Source organism: Psychrobacter sp. I-STPA6b (genome assembly GCF_020662265.1).
Taxonomy (GTDB): domain Bacteria; phylum Pseudomonadota; class Gammaproteobacteria; order Pseudomonadales; family Moraxellaceae; genus Psychrobacter.
The window spans coordinates 53924-72003 of sequence record NZ_VEWM01000022.1 but is presented as its reverse complement, the minus strand read 5'-3'; the positions used below and the strand labels follow the sequence as shown (position 1 = coordinate 72003).

Below are 18080 nucleotides of genomic sequence, written 5' to 3'. Positions count from 1 at the left end.
TTCATTCTCATTTTCCATCGTATTGCTTTGTCTGGTAGGATATAAAGTAACTTTGACAAGTTAATCCGCAGAATATAAAAAGGACTGCAATATGGACTTTGCTCATATTACCCCACCTTATGCCCCGTCAGCATGGCTTGACCTTGATGCATTAGATGCCAATATCCATCAGGTCAACCAAATGACCAGTAATGTCAATCTACGCATTGCTTCTAAATCCATACGCTCAATAGATGTCTTAAAATATATTCAAGCAAAAACGCCAAACTTTATTGGTATCATGAGCTTTTGCGCCCAAGAGTCTGCTTACTTGCTTAGCAACGGTTTTGATAATGTGTTGTGTGCCTATCCAACCTTTGACCGTGCAGGTATTATCAAAACCCTACCCTATTGTCAAAACGGTGCAACCATGATTTGGATGGTTGATAGTTTTGAGCAATGGCAACTGCTTGAAGATATTGGACGCCAATACAATCAAACCCTACAAGTGTGTTTAGATATTAATATGTCGATGCCTCTGCCAAGGCTGTACTTTGGTACCAAGCGTTCAGCACTATTTAGTATCAGTGATATCAAAAAACTACTCAAAAAAACCAAAAAATTTAAACACAGCAAGCTAACAGCGATGATGGGGTATGAAGGACAAATCGCAGGACTGCCCGAAAACCTGCCTGATAAAGCAAAACTTGCCCCTGCCATTCGTGCCTTAAAGGCATTATCAAAAAAACAAGTCAGTAAACGTCGGCAAAAAATAGCCCATTGGCTTAACAAAAATAACCACCCACTGACACTAGTTAATGGTGGCGGTAGTGGCAGTATGGCATTTACCTGCCTGCAACCTGAAATCACCGAAATTACGGTTGGCTCTGCCTATTACTACCCTGCTCTATTTAGCTATATGGACAGCATGACAAGTTTCATCCCATCAGCAGGCTTTGTATTGCCTGTCACTCGGCAACCTGAGCCAAAAGTGATTACCTGTCATAGTGGCGGATTTGTGGCATCAGGGGTAATGGGTACGGATAAAACACCACAAATTATCTATCCAGACAATTTGAGTATCCTTAAAGATGAAGGCTATGGCGAAGTACAAACCCCAATGCAGGCCACTGGCAAACTTAGCGTTGGTATTGGTGATTATGTATGGTGTCGCCATGCCAAAGCAGGGGAGTTATGTGAGCATTTTAATGAGCTGATTACCTATCGTAAGATTAACAATCAATACCTAATACAAGGAAGTATGACCACCTACCGAGGAGATGGACAATGTTTTCATTAAAGCAGTGGCAAGACTCACCCCATTGGCAAAATTGGGTCGGCTATGTGACCGCTACCCCTGAGCAAAAACTCACGCCTGAGTCGATTGAGGCCTTACAAGACATCGTCAAAAATGCGGTGAAAAATAACAAACGGGTGCGGGTAACTGGTGCAGGACATTCTTTTAGTGGCTGTGCCAAACCTGAAGAAATTGCCGTAAGTTTACACCATCTACGGGGTATTGATAGTGTCGATAGCATCAATAAAGAAGTGACCGTGTTTGCAGGCACTTATCTTTATGAGATGGGCGATTTATTGCGTGAACATGGCTTTGCTATGCAGAATATGGGCGATATACAAAACCAAACTGTGGCAGGCTCTATCAGTACTGGCACACATGGTACAGGTATCACCCTTGGCTCAGTATCTAGCCAAATTGTCGCTTGGGAATGGGTCGATGGACTCGGTAATTTGCATCAGCATCGACGCGGTGATGATGATTTATCCAATGCCTTACATATTCATATGGGGATGCTTGGCATCTTTACGCGTTTGACCCTAAAAGTGGTAGATTTATACGGACTGCGAGAAGAAAGTGCCGTCTTTGATTTTGACACAGGGTTGGCACAGTTTGATGAGGCGATGCGTGCCAATCGGCACATGGAATGGTTTTTATTCCCCGGTACCAATAAGCTACAACAAAAAATACTCAGTGTCATTGAGCCTAAACCCATGAGTAAATGGCAAAAATTTAAGGATAAAGTAGAAAGCAAAGTGGTATTAAATGGGGCGTTTTATTTGGCTTCTGAGCTGGCACGCAAAAATCCTAAATACACCAAATCAGTCAGTCAGCTTTCTGCCGATAATATCCCCAATACTATCCGAGAGGGCTATAGTTATGAGGTGTTCCCCAAGCCACGAGGGGTACGGTTTAATGAGTCGGAATACTTTATTAAATATAGCGATTTTGATGCCTGTATCCGACACATCAATGAGGCTTTGCTTGAAGACACCAAAAGCTCACACTTCCCCATTGAGGTACGCTCGCATAAAGCCGAAACAGGATTTTTAAGTCCAACCCAAGGCAATGACAGTGTGGTGCTTTCTTTTCATGTCTATAAAGGCATTGATAGTGAGCCATTTTTTAATTGGGTCAAAGAACAAATGGCACAGTGGCAAGGGCGACCACACTGGGGCAAGGTCAATAAACTCAGTCATCAGGAATTATTGGACTTATACCCTGATTTGCCAAAATTTTTGGCACTACGCCAACAATATGACCCACACAATGTCTTTATCAATGAGTGGTTAGCACAGAAGTTTTTAAACACTTAAAGATTAAATACCTAAATACGACAACCCATAAAAAGACAGCATAAAAAAGGCTTATCATTTTAAAATGATAAGCCTTTATAAAACCCCTTCCAAACCCTCTCCTTGCAATAAGGGGAAGGCTAAAAAACTAATTCCTATCTATTAAAAATGATAGCCTACCTTCATACCCAATGCGTAGCCTGACCCATCATCAATGGTTGCCACTTTGCCATCGGCTTTGGTTTCAATATCACCACCATCAAGCCACATATACTGACCACCTGCTGACACGCTTAAATTTTTATTAAACTGGTATTTTGCACCAATACCTGCCGTTTTTACTGCTCCATAAGGTCCTAGTAAGCTTAAGGGTTGTCCTGTACCATGGTCATAGCCTAAACGCACTTCACCAGAAAGCTGTGGGGTAAACTGCTTACCCAATGCCACTTCGACAGAATAACCATCTTCTGGGTAGCTTGCTAATGGCTCTTGTGTCTCTTGGGTGGCAAGTGGTGGACTCACTTCAAATTTGCTCCAATTTACCCAACGTGCATTCACCATACCAAGCAATTGATGCTTTTCACTTAAACCTGTTTGAAAGTCTAAATTAACAGACTGCGGAAATTTAACCTCTGTTTTACCAGCCATAGGCAATCCTGCCTCTGCTGGTGTCGGAGTCACACCATCGCCTCCCAATGCTACTGGTATAACAACTTGCAGGTTTTCTTTTCCTGACATCTGATAAGTGGCTGGCGCACGATAGGTCACCGCTGCACGCAAGGCAATTTCTGGTTTTTCATATGCCATACCGACCACAGGTACAAAGGTATGATCATTATCAAAGTCTAGAGAATAAAGTGTCGGAGAAGCAGCTAATTGATGAATTGCATCAATAGCAGTTGTATTACCAGTGGCAGCAGCCTGCTGTAATAACTGTGCATACTGTTCAGCAGTAATGCCACTCTTGGCTAAAGCAGTCGGTAAACCAACTGGCTGTGCCCCTGTGACATGACCTTTAATGGTTTGATACTCTAAACCACCATAAATAGAGAAATTATCAGTCACATTTCCTTTGCCTAATAAAGTTAGGCTTTTATTACGCACTCGGGCTTCGGTTGCCCCTATCTCATTATGAAAAATACTGCCTTTTGGATAAATGGTATCAACACCAAAAGGCTCTTCATATATCAATGCCAACGCTGTATCCGCTGTGGGAGCAATTTTTACCGCTGCTCCTGAAAGATTGAAGTCATCCATGACATCATCAATTCGATTGCCAGCGACATCTTTACCTTCCATCTTTGGGTCAACATAGGCATAAGACAGCTCAGCATAGTTACCCTCTTCAAATAACGGAGCAACCGACTGCTTGGTATATTCCAATCCTGCGGCATGGCTTATACCCACAATACCGACACAACCACCGATAATAAGGGAAATTTGTTTGGCTAATATGTGCTTGTTCATGACAAGTTCCTTTTGTTATGGCTAAGAAAAGTAAAATTAAAAATACCGTGGTATTTTTGTCATTAAATAATGATTGGTGGATGTTGTCAATCTTCTATTATTAAAAGTCACTATTGAATATCTTGCATCACCCTTAGCAACTTATCGACAGGTTGTTGATGCTTTAACTCATTACCAACTACCCAGTTAGAAAAGTTTTCTGCGGATACTTCTTCAGGGTCATTGAGATATTCAGAGTTTGGCTGCACAACAGAATAAAAATTCGTATCTTCTGCATCAACAATTATAGGCTGATTATTTGTCAATACTGGTACCGACTTACCCTCTTTTGTCGTCACCGCCAACAGTCCATTAACCAAATATGCAAAGAAAGGCAAATTACTTTGCACATCATAAGGCGTGTGAGCTAAAGAGATAGGCACAAAAGTGTAAGTTTTACCTTGATATTGCAAATCAATGCCATAATCCATACGTGGTGCATCAGGGTTGCTAATTCGTAAGTCATCAAGCTGTGAGGGTAACTCTAAAGGGGGAATTTTTTTGAAATTCACTGTACCGTACAAGGCATCACGGTGACTTTGATTATAACGAGAATACACATGGAAAAACTCATGTGCTACCAAGTGGTTAATATCAGCTTGTGACTCTTGTAAAAAACTGGTTGTTAACACAATATAGTCATCTCGAGTATAGGCAGCACCTGACTCCACCAAACCATTAGTTAGTACAAACTTTAAGGTCGGTGGGTTATTAAAATGCATATCTGCAATTCGACGTTGTAGCACTTCAACAGCCGTCATTACTTTTTGTTTAGAAGCAGCATCCCAATTGACCGTTGCTTTGGCATAATAATCTTGCAGCTCCTGCTGGTTTAGTGGACGCTCACTTTTAAATTTAGCTAACCAATCAAAGGGGCTTAACACTTTTAGGTAATCATCTTCTGTGGCTAGTAGTTGCGTCCCAGCTTGTTTATCCAAAAATATAACCTGCATATTTTGGTCATTTTGCGACTGAATCTGGGTAGTACTTTGAGTTGTCGTTGTCCCATTTGATGAGCTAGGCACTTGGCTAGCACAAGCGGTTAGACTACTGGCAATCAATATGGCAAGTAATGTTTTGATGGGTTGCATGCGGATTATTTTCCTTATTTTGTTTGATAGGTGACTAAATACTATCAAACAGCATAGCAGATATTGCACTACTATCACACAATAAAAAAGTAATAAGTAATTGATATAAAAGAAGGTTTAATCGCTATATGTAAATAGATTTATTATCTTTTTATAAAAAATGGTGCTCCCACCCAGAGTCGAACTGGGAAGCCCAAAGGCGGCAGATTTTAAGTCTGCTGTGTTTACCTGTTTCACCATGGGAGCGGTTTTAGATTAAATCACTACTGTGATAATGATGTTATTCACCGCAACTTAATACGATAAAAACGCCGTATAAAATCTATCAAAAAATGGTGGCGAAGGTTGGATTTGAACCAACGTGTCTTTAGGAGCCAGATTTACAGTCTGGTGCATTCGACCAACTCTGCCACTTCGCCATGTTTTGCTGTTTTAAAAAATAATTAAAATCAATAAATTATAGGCATAAAAAAAGAGCCTTTCGGCTCATCAGATTGCAAATTAGTTTTCAGCAATTACGCTGAGACTTTTGCATAGATAAGCCATGATATTTTGAGTAGCCCAAATAACTTGAGTAGCCTGAATATAAGTTACCCAGATATAAAGCATTGCTTAGTAAGCCAGTTACTAAGCTGTTTGCTAAATAAGACTGTTTAATACAGTACAACATAATATTCTCTTACACTTATCAAAGCGGTATATTCATAAGTGTTAATAAGATGGTTGTCATTATAGACATAGAATTTTAAAAGTCAACAAATTTTTTAAATTTATTTAAATTAATTTATTATGGATATTAATCAATACTACCCGCCTCACGTACATATATCCCATGAAAGTTGAATGTTCAACAGACCCTAATTAAAAATAGCAGGCACAAAAAAACGAGCCCAATGGCTCGCTTTTGCTATTCTAATCAGTAAGGCAAATTTTACTAATTTTTAGGCACAAACGAACCACGATATCTTGGGTATAAATAACCCAGATAAGCTAATGGTAAGTAAGTGCTGTGATTAGTTTGTGTCATAATTAATTGGTTTGATTGATAACTTTATTGATCGTTTGATTAGTGGTTTGGCCGTACAAAATTTCGCCAAAGTATAAGTTTTTAAAAATGCTATGTCAAATTTGGCTTTTTGCTTGGTTAGTAATCCGACATAGCATCTTATGGGTTTAGATGGATAACTATTTACTGGCATTCACGGAGCAGAATACGGCTTTCTAAACCATCTATGTGATGGATAACTACACTGAGCAAAGCCGTAAGCCCACGATACATTTCTAAACCATCTATGCGATGGATAACATATTTACCGCACACCCACTCTTGTTTTTTGTTTTCTAAACCATCTATGTGATGGATAACCATACTTTGAAACTGGGGTTTTATAGTCAGGGTTTCTAAACCATCTATGCGATGGATAACTATTTGCTTAATTTATATTGCACATAATCTCTTTTCTAAACCATCTATGCGATGGATAACGAAATTATCACTTAGTTCCTCCCTGTTTCTGTTTTCTAAACCATCTATGCGATGGATAACTATATCATGACAGATTATACACAATACAAATCTTTCTAAACCATCTATGCGATGGATAACATATAAATTCATCTAATCCTTCAATAAAGTCATTTCTAAACCATCTATGTGATGGATAACATGGAAAGTATCGGAGGTGTTTTTGTTGAAAATTTCTAAACCATCTATGTGATGGATAACATCAAAGACGGAAAGATTTACGCTATAGAACATTTTCTAAACCATCTATGTGATGGATAACGCGCATGCTGGAGCGTGTTGAATACAACAGACTTTCTAAACCATCTATGTGATGGATAACTACACCCTGCTTGCGACCTTTACCACTTTCTATTTCTAAACCATCTATGTGATGGATAACTAACACTGCAATGACAGCCATAGCCATTTGGTTTTCTAAACCATCTATGTGATGGATAACATACTGCTCCATTTAAGTCAGCCTTGCAAGATTTTCTAAACCATCTATGTGATGGATAACCTTTAACAACTTGCACATATTGTTCCCGCAAATTTCTAAACCATCTATGCGATGGATAACATAAAGGGTGTTGTAATGCTCTTTAACATTACTTTCTAAACCATCTATGCGATGGATAACGACAGTTGCTATAGATAGTGCCTTAGATAATTTTTCTAAACCATCTATGCGATGGATAACTCGGGTGGCAAGCCTTAGCAGTATGGGGCGGATTTCTAAACCATCTATGCGATGGATAACCCCAGCAAAAACACTAACAACATCTAATCAAATTTCTAAACCATCTATGCGATGGATAACCTCAACCAGTAAAAACAGCACCTACGCAGAATTTTCTAAACCATCTATGCGATGGATAACATGGCAACAGGGTTATTAACTGTTGATAGCAATTTCTAAACCATCTATGCGATGGATAACGTGTTCTGTCGTCCATACAAAATGCTTTAACTTTTCTAAACCATCTATGCGATGGATAACTAACAATAACTTCATCATTAACATAATTTTCGTTTCTAAACCATCTATGCGATGGATAACCTCCATTGCTCTTGCTTTGATTTGTTTTACAATTTCTAAACCATCTATGCGATGGATAACCATATGCTCTGCCGTCAAATTCACCTTTACTATTTCTAAACCATCTATGCGATGGATAACATTATTCGCATTATCTACAGCTTGCTGATTTGTTTCTAAACCATCTATGCGATGGATAACAAGAATTATAGCGTTAAAAAGTCATTAATAACAAGGTGTGCGGGGTAAAAACCCTTAATTTACCTTCTATTTCTTCTTTATTTTTAAGTTGTTGATTTTAATTATTATTTTTATAGGCGTAAAAAGAAGGGTATTTTACTAGGGTCGCTTAAGTGAGTAAGGTAGGTAAAGTAGATGTGGTTGGATACGAAAACCATAAGCGAAATACAAACCACGATAAATGGTTGTAAGTACTCAGATGTAACCGCTAGCCCTGACGGTAGCGGTTATCCTGTCGGGCTAGGCAAGTTGCGGTGGCTAGGTTTTGGGGTGGTCGCTCGTTTAGATGGAACGCCCCAAACTGTGTCACCGCCTTGCCTAGTCTGGCAGATAATAGCGGACGGCAGGAATGGCTACAAAAATCTCCTAATATATTAAATCGTCGCCGCCACTTCTGCCCCATCACGAATGGCTCGTTTGGCGTCCAGTTCGGCAGCCAGTTTTGCTCCACCAATGAGGTGATATTGAGCATTGGGGGCGTCGCCAACATTGGGCATTAGCTCATTGACTGATTCTTGACCTGCACAAACGACGACACTATCAACCCGTAATAGTTGGCTATGCCCTTGTGGGTTGGTGACCCAGATTCCTTCATCGGTGATTTTTTCGTACTGTACGCCTGATAGTTGTATCACACCATGCGATTTGACGGCGGCTCGATGTACCCAACCTGAGGTTTTGTTTAGCCCTGCTCCCAGTCGCCCTGCACTACGCTGCATCAGATAGACTTGACGCATGGGAGTAATTTTTTCACGTTTTACCAGTCCACCGTCAGTTTGATAGTCGCTATCTAAGGTTACGCCCCATTCTTCTCGCCAGCTTTCAATGGATTGTGGGGTTGGGCGATAGCTTAGGTCTTTGAGCAGGTCAGGGTCAATTTCGTCCATTGGCTGGGTGTGGTGGGCGGTGAGGTATTCGCTGACATCAAAGCCAATGCCCCCTGCTCCGATAACGGCAACGCTATCACCGACCGATTTTTGTCCTGATAATAGGTCAGCGTAGCTGATGACTTGTGGCAAGTCTGCCCCTTCAAGTTTGCCCACTAGGCTACGAGGGACAACCCCTGTGGCAATGATGATGTGGTCAAATTTGCCCTCTTCTAGCATGGCTTTGTCAACTTTGGTGTCTAGTTTGACGGTAACGCCTTGATGGTTAAGCTCGTTGGTAAAGTAGCGAATGGTTTCAAAAAATTCTTCTTTACCGGGGATAACTTTGGCATAGTTAAACTGTCCGCCCAGTCGGTCTTTTGCCTCAAATAAGGTAACATCATGCCCACGTTTGGCAGCAACTGTGGCGGCTGACATACCGGCAACCCCACCACCAACAACGGCGACTTTTTTGGCAACTTTAGCTTTTTTATACACCAGTTCGGTTTCATAACAGGCTTGCGGGTTGACCAGACAGGTTGAGCGTTTGTGCTGGAATGTGTGGTCAAGGCAGGCTTGGTTGCAGGCGATACAGGTATTAATGCGGTCGGTTTTGCCTTCTTTGGCTTTGTTCACCCAATATGGGTCTGCTAAAAATGGACGTGCCATTTGGATAAGGTCGGCTTGACCATCAGCGACTATCTGCTCGGCAGTGTCTGGCATGTTAATGCGGTTACTTGCCATAACGGCGATGTTAACGTGCTTTTTGACCTCGTGGGTAAAGTCCACAAAAGCGGCTCGTGGTACGCTGGTGACGATGGTAGGAACGCGTGCCTCATGCCAGCCAATGCCTGTATTAATGATGTTGACCCCTGCCTCTTCTAGGGCTTTGGCAATGGTAATCACTTCGTCCATGACGTTGCCATCTTGTACCAAATCCAGCATAGACAAACGAAAAATAATAATAAAATCTGAGCCGACCGCCTCTCGTACAGCTCGCACCACATTTAATGGGAATTTCATACGGGCATAAATATCACCGCCATATTCGTCGGTTCGCTGATTAACATGACGGGATAAAAATTGATTGAGCAGATAGCCTTCTGAACCCATGATTTCCACGCCATCATAGCCTGCCTCTTTGGCAAGTGTGGCACAACGAGCGTAGTCTTTGACTGTTTGCTCGATGTTTTTAATGCTCATTTTGCGTGGTTTAAATGGGGTGATTGGTGATTTAATGGCACTTGAGGAGACTGAAAATGGGTGATAGCCATAGCGTCCACTGTGCAGAATTTGCATGATGATTTTGCTGTCGTGTTTATGCACCGCTTGGGTGACTCGGCGATGGTTTAGCACGTCTGCTTTGGTGTTCATCGTACCACCTGCAGGCAGTAGCCAACCTTCACGATTGGGTGAGATACCACCTGTAATCATCATTGCCACACCACCTTTAGCACGCTCGGCAAAGTAGGCCGCCAGTTTGCCATAGTTATAAAAACGGTCTTCTAGCCCTGTGTGCATTGAGCCCATGACGATACGATTTTTTAGGGTAGTAAAGCCCAAATCTAGTGGCTCAAGAATGTGCGGATAAGGCGATTGGCTAGCATTTTGTTTGCTAGTAGAATTAGTAGCGTTGTTAGTAGGGAGCGTGGTGCTGTGAATATGGTTCGAACTGGCGACAGCATTGGTGGCTGATTGGCTGGTACTCATCTCATTATCCTTATGACTTGGCTTATTGCGTGTTTATACTGACAATAGTTTGACTAAAATAGTCTGAATAAACAGTTGCAAATGCTAAAATTGCCCTATGCTATCATAAGCAGGAAAGCCACCGCCATTTGTACAAACGACTGGTGAGTGAATAAGTAATGGTTATGAGTTATAAATACTGGTTTTAATCGTCCTTTTCAGATTTCTTTACTATGTCCTTGTCACTTTTTTTAGAAAATAACCAAGCATTGGCTACCCCTATCGCCAAGCCAAATATGATGGCTGACAAGATATTCTCAAAGAACAGATAACCCACTATCACCATCATGACAGTTATTAAGCTAAGAAAAAACCAATCTATTTTTTTATTTTTCATCACCCATTCTCCCTAATATAAGCTTTTATATAAAAAATATTAAAATCAAATGGTTACAAGTATATTAAAAGCATTTTTTAATTGTAATTAACGTGTCTATCTGTTATCAGTATTTCAGCCGACAATACTAATATTAACAATGGCTTATCTTACTATTTACTACTTTCACTTTTCCCAAAAGATAGGCTATAATCAAAGCGTGTAATCCACACACTCATCATGTATTTATTAAATTCCGTCAAAGAAAGGTAACTCCGATACCTTATTTTACTAAAAAAGTGAGTATAGATAGTACAGCAAGCAAGCTTGATACCGTAACGGATTTACGGTTCTTTGACGACAGATAAAGGACTATCCAATGACAGACTTCCATACTGGTCTGAGCAAGACACCTGCCAACTTTCAACCACTTACCCCCATTGACTTTATCGAACGCAGTGCATTTATCTATCCTGATAAAGTTGCCATTATTTATGATGATCTACAACATAATGAGCTAACGCAAACGTGGGGGCAGACATTTACCCGTTGTCGTCAGCTTGCCGATGGTTTGCGTAAATTAGGGATTGATAAAAATGATACGGTAGCGGTAATGTTGCCCAATGTACCTGCTATGGTTGAGGTTGCCTTTGGAGTGCCGATGGCAGGGGCAGTGTTATGTACTCTAAATACCCGTTTGGACATCAACGCCCTAACTTTTTGCTTGCAACATTCTGAGGCGAAGGTGCTGATTTTGGACAGTGAATTTGCCCGTTTTGTCGAGGTGATTGAAGAGACTTTCCCAGATTTAATCCTCATTCACGCCACTGACTCTGCTATTGAGTGTCCAGCTTTTGGACAAATGAGCTATGAGGCATTGGTCGCTAGTGGTGATAAGCTAGATAATTGGGAAAAACCTGATGATGAATGGGACGCTATCGCTCTAAATTATACCTCTGGCACAACTGGTATCCCCAAAGGTGTGGTATATCATCATCGAGGGGCAGCCCTTAACGCCATCTCTAATGTGCTAGATTGGGACATGCCCAAGCACCCTGTCTATCTTTGGACGTTGCCTTTATTTCACTGTAATGGTTGGTGCTTTCCATGGACAATAGCCGAGCGTGCAGGGGTAAATGTGTGCTTGCGTAAGATTGACGCAGATTTGATTTTACGTTTAATTGATAAGTATAAGGTCAGCCATTATTGTGCCGCTCCTGTGGTGCATAATATGATTGCCAGTGGTGATGCCAGCCTACAAAATGCCATCAGCCATAAAGTTAAAGGCTGGGTGGCAGGTGCACCACCATCGGAGTCTATGCTAGAGAAAATGGAAAATATTGGCTTTCATATCACCCACGTTTATGGGCTGACCGAAGTTTATGGCCCTGTGACCTTATGTGCGGAGCATGACGAATGGAACGAGCTGAGCATATCTGAACGTGCCGCCAAAAAGTCACGTCAAGGGGTGGTATCGCATTTGATGGCAGGCTTTGAGGTGTTTAAACAAGGCACAACCGAGCCTGTGGCTGCTGATGGTGAAGAGATGGGCGAGCTGGCATTGCGTGGTAATATGGTGATGAAAGGCTATCTAAAAAGCCGTAAAAATACCGAAGTGGCATTTCGTGATGGCTGGTTTCGTACAGGGGATTTGGGGGTAAAATATCCTGATGGCTATATCAAAATCATGGATAGGCTCAAAGACATCATCATCTCTGGTGGTGAAAACATCTCTAGTATTGAGGTGGAAAATATCTTGTATAAAATGCCCGAAATCGTCAGTTGTGCGGTAGTTGCCGCCCCTCATGATAAATGGGGTGAAATCCCAGTTGCCTTTATTGAGATTGCTGAGGGTTGCAGTCTAGAGCGTGAACAGGTGCTGGAGCATTGCCGTCAGCATTTATCAGGGTTTAAAGTTCCTAAGCATATTATTTTTGCTGAAACCCCCAAAACCAGTACGGGTAAAGTACAAAAATTTGAGCTAAGACAAGCTGCCAAGTCTTTGGCACATGAAGAGCCAAAGGTTAAGCATTAAAGGCTTGAGCTTTAACAAGTTTTTGTTAATTTGGATGGATAAAAAGGTGGGCTATCTAAACAGCCCACCTTTTTATTTAGCAGTTAGTAGCTAAAAAGTGCAATGTTACTTTGCAAGTACCTTTTTCAACACTTCCTCAAAACGACTCACCGCACCGTCCACATCTTTAAGTTTATCAATACCAAATAAGCCTAAACGGAAGGTTTTAAAGTTAGCAGGTTCATCGCATTGTAGAGGCACACCAGCAGCAATCTGTACGCCTTGCTCGACAAAGGCTTTGCCTTTATGAATGTCATCATCATCGGTATAACAAACCACCACACCAGGGGCTTGATAGCCTTCCCCTGCGACACTTTCAAAGCCGTTATCTTCTAGCAAATCACGGATACGATTGCCAAGCTCCCACTGTGCATCACGCAAGTTTTCAAAACCAAATTCTTTTGCTTCTAGCAACACATCACGGAATTGACGTAAACCATCGGTTGGCATGGTCGCATGATACGCATGCCCGCCATTTTCAAAGGCTCGCATGATATTTAACCACTGTTTTAAATCTAAGCTAAAGCTGTCTGATTCACTATTTTCTACACGCTCTACAGCCGTGTCATTTAGCAATACCACGCCAGCACAAGGGGTGCTACTCCAGCCTTTTTGTGGAGCAGAAACGATAACATCAATCCCCAATGCTTTCATATCTAACCAAATGCAACCTGAGGCGATACAGTCAATGACCAATAAACCACCCACGCTATGCACCGCCTCGCTTAACGCTTTGATATAGTCATCTGGCAATATCATACCCGATGCAGTTTCAACATGTGGGGCAAAGACCACATCTGGCTTTTGCTCTTTGATAGCAGCCACTGCTTCTTCAATGGCGACTGGTGCAAAGGGAGCAGGTTCACCATTTTCAACATCATCTTCTTGACGACTGGCTGTTAATACGGTGCTGGATTTGGCAATTTTGCCTTTTTCTAAGATTTGCGTCCAACGGTAGCTAAACCAACCATTACGAATAATAAGACAGTTTTTATCATTGGCAAGTTGACGAGCAACTGCTTCCATTGCAAACGTACCAGAGCCTGAGACAATGGCAACGGCATCGGCTTGATAGACTTCTTTTAGATTGGCTGATAAATCACGCATCACTTGTTGAAAGACTTGCGACATGTGGTTTAATGCACGGTCGGTATAAACCACTGAATATTCTAATAATCCATCGGGATCGATGTCTTGGCGTAATGCTGGCATAAGATACTCCTTATCTGATGTAATAATAAAATCTAATAAAATAGTGAAACACAAAAATAGCTTCACAACTGACGATGTCGCAAAATTACTTGCTTGATATTAAAATATTAAATGTAAACAACCATACTTAATATTGTAAGTATGACTCATCAATAGTACAACTTTATTTTAAACGCTGACGATACGCATCATTTAACCCTGTGACAACCAATGCAAGCATTTCACTATCTCCTTCTCTGGCAGCTTTACGCATTAGCTTTGAGGGAGCATGGGTCAAAGTTTGGGTTAAACGCCGAGTCAACTCGGTCATAATAGCTTCAGGTGACTCATTGCCCTGTCTAAGCTGAACTAAGGACTCTGCTAATAACTGCTCTGCTCGACTGTGCGCAGCATTTCTATATTCATGAATCTCACTACCCACCTGACGCACTTGAAAACGATGCTCAATTTCCACCACCAGATGACTGACCAGAAGCTCTGCTTCAACCGCAGCCTGACGACGTTGCTCCAGATTGCCTTCGATGACATGTTGTAAATCATCAATGGAGTATAGATACACATCATCCATACGACTAACGGCAGGCTCAATATCGCGAGGCACAGCTAAATCTACCATTAACATTGGCTGATAACGACGCTGTTTTAGTGCATGACGTGTCATATTTTTATCAATCAGAGCATCCATACTACCACTACAACTGCTGACAATATCTGCCTGTGGTAAGACTTCAGCCAGTTGTGATAATGGATAAACTTCAATATGCCTACCTGCTCTGGCAAGCTGGTCAGCTAATAATTGCGCACGCTCAGGGCTACGATTACAAATAATAATCCGAGAGACACCAAGCTCTGCAATATGGGTTGCGACCAGACGGTTCATCTCACCAGCCGCCACAACCAACAGTGTGGTATGCTCTGGCTTATCAAAAATCTGTGTCACCAACTTGGCAGCAGCAAAACCTAAAGAGACTGCCTGTGAGCCAACTTCCGTATCATTACGGACTTGTTTGGCAGCACCAAAAATTTGCTCAATCACCCAGTGCATCTCACTGGACATATCACGCACTTGTTGTGCCAGATTCACGGCTTGTTTTATCTGACCAAATATCTGTGGCTCACCCAGAATCATTGAGTCTAAACCAGCTGCCACCCGCAACCAGTGATTTAATGCTTGTGTGGTGGTATGGATATATAAATAGGGCTTAACATCTTCAATAGTCAGTCCCTTAAAGTGAGCTAACCACTCAATCAGCCGTGTAATGGTGGCTTTTATCAAAACCTCATAGCCACCATGTCCATCTTGTATATATGCTGTCTCAGACGCTATCTTCTTATCTGGCTGTTTATTTTGAGAAGTTGCTGACTCATTTAAAGCAGATAAAGATAAGGGTGCAAGGGCGTAAATCTCTGTACGATTACACGTAGAGACAATCACGCTACCATCGGTAAAATGGTCGATTTGTTGTAAGGCTGTCGTCAGTTCATCACCCACAAATGCCAAGCGCTCACGCAAAGCAACAGGCGCTGTTTTGTGATTAACCCCAATGACCACTAATCTCATATGCGAAATAGACCATATCGATGTCAGTTATAGTAATTTTTTAAATATCTATCCAATATTTAAAAATTTAGCCAAAATTAAAATGAATTGATAAAAACATGTTAAATTAAAAACTGCCAATTATACCACTGAATAAATAAGGAGTTCATAATATTACAGGTTGTTAACCTTATCAGTGTTTATCTTAACAAGTTCACTATTGTATCCCACATCCATAATTATATAATGCCAATTGGTCTGTCAGCTTTTATTTTACTTATGTCTTTATCAACTTTATCTTCTCATCCACAGCACCAGCCTAAACATCTTCTTGGGCAGGCAACAGCTATTGGGCTAAAAAACAGACTGTCTTTGCCCAACACAGCAACATCTTCCCAAATAATAGATGGTGAAAACTCCTCTCAAAAAAAACTTATGCCATTCATGATGGGGATTTGTATCACACTAAGTAGCAGTTTTTATCCAAGCCATGCCCAAGCCAATGTATTTGACTCATTGTTAAGAATCTTACTGCCCTCTTATTCACAAGGTAACCAAACAGATACTGACCAGCCTGATACAGATAGCCAGCAACACACAACCCAAAATGATAATACCGAGAGTGGCGGCATCCGTAGTGTAGCAAATCCTACAACAGATGTAATGAATGACTCCTCTCAACAAACAACAAGCCAGACTTCAGCAAATATAATACCTACTCGCCAACCCAGCTTATATGCACTGTTGCAGGCTGAGTTTGATGCTGATCGTGGAGATATTACTAAGGCTCTACAAATCTATAAACAGCAAGCTTTTAATGATAACGCCACCGCTGTCTTTGAGCGCGCATTAAATCTATCATTAAAAAATGAGCCTGTCCAAGAGTCACTTGCATTTGCTCAAGCATGGCAACAACAAAACCCTGATCACATTCCTGCATGGTTTTATGTTGCGCACTTAGCACTCAAAGCCCATGATTACAATACTGCCAGTGATGCGCTTAACCAAATACTTACCTATGATCCACAAGCAGATTTAAGTGAAATATTAATTGGTATTTATCCCAATAATGCAAGTGACCAACAGCAACTATTATCCTTATTACAACAGTTGCCTGATCATGAAAATCCATCACTACTTGTTATGCAAGCTGGTTTACAATTGCAGTTCGGTCAACCAGAGCTTGCTTTAGTTAATATTAGTAAAGCACTAAAGCATCAACCGGATAATGAACCTTTTATTACCCTAAAAGCAGATATTTTACAAAAAATATTGCCTGCTACGGATGTCATTGACTATATCAGTACAGAAAGGCAACGACTACCAGATAGTAAGGGATTATATCTTTATGAAATCCGCTATCGACTTGCACGAAAGCAGTCTCAGCAAGCATGGGAGCTACTTCTACAAGCGCATCAACGCTTTAAACAAGATGAAGAGATTACCCTGCTGGCAGCCTTAGTGGGTATTGATATCGAAGCTTACTCACAAGCGGACGAGTTACTACTTGATTTAGCAACCTCACCATATTACCTAGATCAGGCATATTACTATCTTGGCATCAGTGCTGAACGGCAACATAACTATGCCATGGCTGAGCGCTATCTATCGAAAGTGATGCAAGAGGATTTAGTGCTATCTGCACGGCGCAAAGTGGTCGCTATCCAACTGCTTAATAATGACCCTGATGCAGCACTAGCAACACTTGATAAACTGAGCGCACAGTTTGATATTTATGCTCCCGAAAGTGCTGTTTTACAGGCTGAGATACTTCGGCATTTGGACAAAACAGAGCAAGCACAGCAAGTATTACAAGAAGCTAGCCAGCGCTACCCTGACGATGTGGACGTTCTATTTGCTCAAGCACAACTATTTGATAATAAAGCAGACTATGATGCAAAACAAAAGGTACTATCGCACTTGTTGGCATTAGACCCAGAAAATACAGAATACCGACTGGCATATGCTACTTTATTATTTGAATCGGGCAAAGACAGCGCACAAGGATTGCGCATTGCTCGTGATATCGTTGCGATTCCTTTTGGTAATCCAAACTATGATAGCGATAGCTATTTGCAAGCGCTTAATTTATTAGCATCAGATGCGTTAGCCCAATCAAAATACCAAGAAGTCATTGACCGACTCAGTATTCCTTACGAAGTCATGCCAACCTTAAAAACAGGTGTCTTACTGTTACGTGCTTATCAAGGCTTAGGCAACGATGAACAAGTCAGCGTACTGCTACAAGATTTGCAAAACCGCTTTGCCTTTGGACAAAAAAATGTCGCTGACCAAATACAGTCATATTAACGCAAAGCTCTAAAATACTCACACTAAACCACTCTAAATACACTTAACACTTCATATGA

The 18080-nt window shown here is 41.2% G+C and carries 12 protein-coding genes, 2 tRNA genes and 1 CRISPR repeat array; of the genes, 4 read left to right on the top strand and 10 right to left on the bottom strand.

Features of this window, described 5'->3' with window-relative positions; all coding sequences use genetic code 11:
* Positions 1 to 91 precede the first annotated feature (91 nt).
* Positions 92 to 1279 carry an alanine racemase gene (locus FHK88_RS03395; RefSeq protein ID WP_227429379.1) on the top strand — a complete coding sequence of 396 codons (1188 nt, stop codon included), beginning with the start codon at positions 92 to 94 and terminating at the stop codon, positions 1277 to 1279.
* Positions 1267 to 2592, top strand: a complete 1326-nt coding sequence (locus FHK88_RS03390) for a D-arabinono-1,4-lactone oxidase (RefSeq protein WP_227429378.1) — start codon at positions 1267 to 1269, stop codon at positions 2590 to 2592. The genes FHK88_RS03395 and FHK88_RS03390 overlap by 13 nt, the downstream gene beginning before the upstream one ends.
* A gap of 141 nt (positions 2593 to 2733) precedes the next feature.
* Here the strand turns inward: FHK88_RS03390 and FHK88_RS03385 are convergent, their stop codons facing one another.
* The 8 genes from FHK88_RS03385 to FHK88_RS03350 all read right to left on the bottom strand — a co-directional run bounded on the left by FHK88_RS03385 (position 2734) and on the right by FHK88_RS03350 (position 10906).
* Positions 2734 to 4038 carry an outer membrane protein transport protein gene (locus FHK88_RS03385; RefSeq protein WP_227429377.1) on the bottom strand — a complete coding sequence of 435 codons (1305 nt, stop codon included), beginning with the start codon at positions 4036 to 4038 and terminating at the stop codon, positions 2734 to 2736.
* A gap of 110 nt (positions 4039 to 4148) precedes the next feature.
* On the bottom strand, positions 4149 to 5168 hold the full coding sequence (locus FHK88_RS03380; protein ID WP_227429376.1) for a hypothetical protein: 1020 nt from the start codon (positions 5166 to 5168) through the stop codon (positions 4149 to 4151).
* Positions 5169 to 5329: 161 nt separating this feature from the next.
* Positions 5330 to 5414, bottom strand: a tRNA-Leu gene (locus FHK88_RS03375).
* 87 nt (positions 5415 to 5501) lie between these two features.
* A tRNA-Tyr gene (locus FHK88_RS03370) sits at positions 5502 to 5587 on the bottom strand.
* Between the two features lie 89 nt (positions 5588 to 5676).
* Positions 5677 to 5838 (bottom strand): hypothetical protein, encoded by a 162-nt coding sequence (locus tag FHK88_RS03365; protein ID WP_227429375.1) that lies wholly within the window; start codon positions 5836 to 5838, stop codon positions 5677 to 5679.
* Positions 5839 to 6386: 548 nt separating this feature from the next.
* A CRISPR array of direct repeats spans positions 6387 to 7915; the repeat unit is 28 nt; unit sequence TTTCTAAACCATCTATGCGATGGATAAC.
* A 247-nt stretch (positions 7916 to 8162) separates the two neighbouring features.
* Positions 8163 to 8357 carry a hypothetical protein gene (locus FHK88_RS03360; protein ID WP_227429374.1) on the bottom strand — a complete coding sequence of 65 codons (195 nt, stop codon included), beginning with the start codon at positions 8355 to 8357 and terminating at the stop codon, positions 8163 to 8165.
* The gene (locus tag FHK88_RS03355) at positions 8329 to 10530 is read right to left on the bottom strand and encodes an NADPH-dependent 2,4-dienoyl-CoA reductase (protein WP_227429373.1); all 2202 of its coding nucleotides are present in this window, start codon (positions 10528 to 10530) and stop codon (positions 8329 to 8331) included. Before FHK88_RS03355 ends, FHK88_RS03360 begins: the two co-directional genes overlap by 29 nt.
* A 184-nt stretch (positions 10531 to 10714) precedes the next feature.
* Positions 10715 to 10906 carry a hypothetical protein gene (locus tag FHK88_RS03350; RefSeq protein ID WP_227429372.1) on the bottom strand — a complete coding sequence of 64 codons (192 nt, stop codon included), beginning with the start codon at positions 10904 to 10906 and terminating at the stop codon, positions 10715 to 10717.
* 358 nt (positions 10907 to 11264) lie between these two features.
* Between FHK88_RS03350 and FHK88_RS03345 the strand changes: the two genes are divergently transcribed.
* Positions 11265 to 12920, top strand: coding sequence for an AMP-binding protein (locus tag FHK88_RS03345; RefSeq protein WP_227429371.1), 1656 nt, complete (start codon positions 11265 to 11267; stop codon positions 12918 to 12920).
* A gap of 105 nt (positions 12921 to 13025) precedes the next feature.
* On the opposite strand, the gene FHK88_RS03340 is transcribed toward FHK88_RS03345, so the two are convergent.
* Both FHK88_RS03340 and hemA read right to left on the bottom strand, forming a co-directional pair.
* The gene (locus FHK88_RS03340; protein ID WP_227429370.1) at positions 13026 to 14171 is read right to left on the bottom strand and encodes an aminotransferase class V-fold PLP-dependent enzyme; all 1146 of its coding nucleotides are present in this window, start codon (positions 14169 to 14171) and stop codon (positions 13026 to 13028) included.
* A gap of 163 nt (positions 14172 to 14334) precedes the next feature.
* Positions 14335 to 15732, bottom strand: a complete 1398-nt coding sequence (gene hemA, locus FHK88_RS03335; RefSeq protein ID WP_227429369.1) for a glutamyl-tRNA reductase — start codon at positions 15730 to 15732, stop codon at positions 14335 to 14337.
* Between the two features lie 258 nt (positions 15733 to 15990).
* Between hemA and FHK88_RS03330 the strand changes: the two genes are divergently transcribed.
* Positions 15991 to 18021 (top strand): tetratricopeptide repeat protein, encoded by a 2031-nt coding sequence (locus FHK88_RS03330; protein WP_227429368.1) that lies wholly within the window; start codon positions 15991 to 15993, stop codon positions 18019 to 18021.
* The last annotated feature ends 59 nt before the right edge of the window (positions 18022 to 18080 follow it).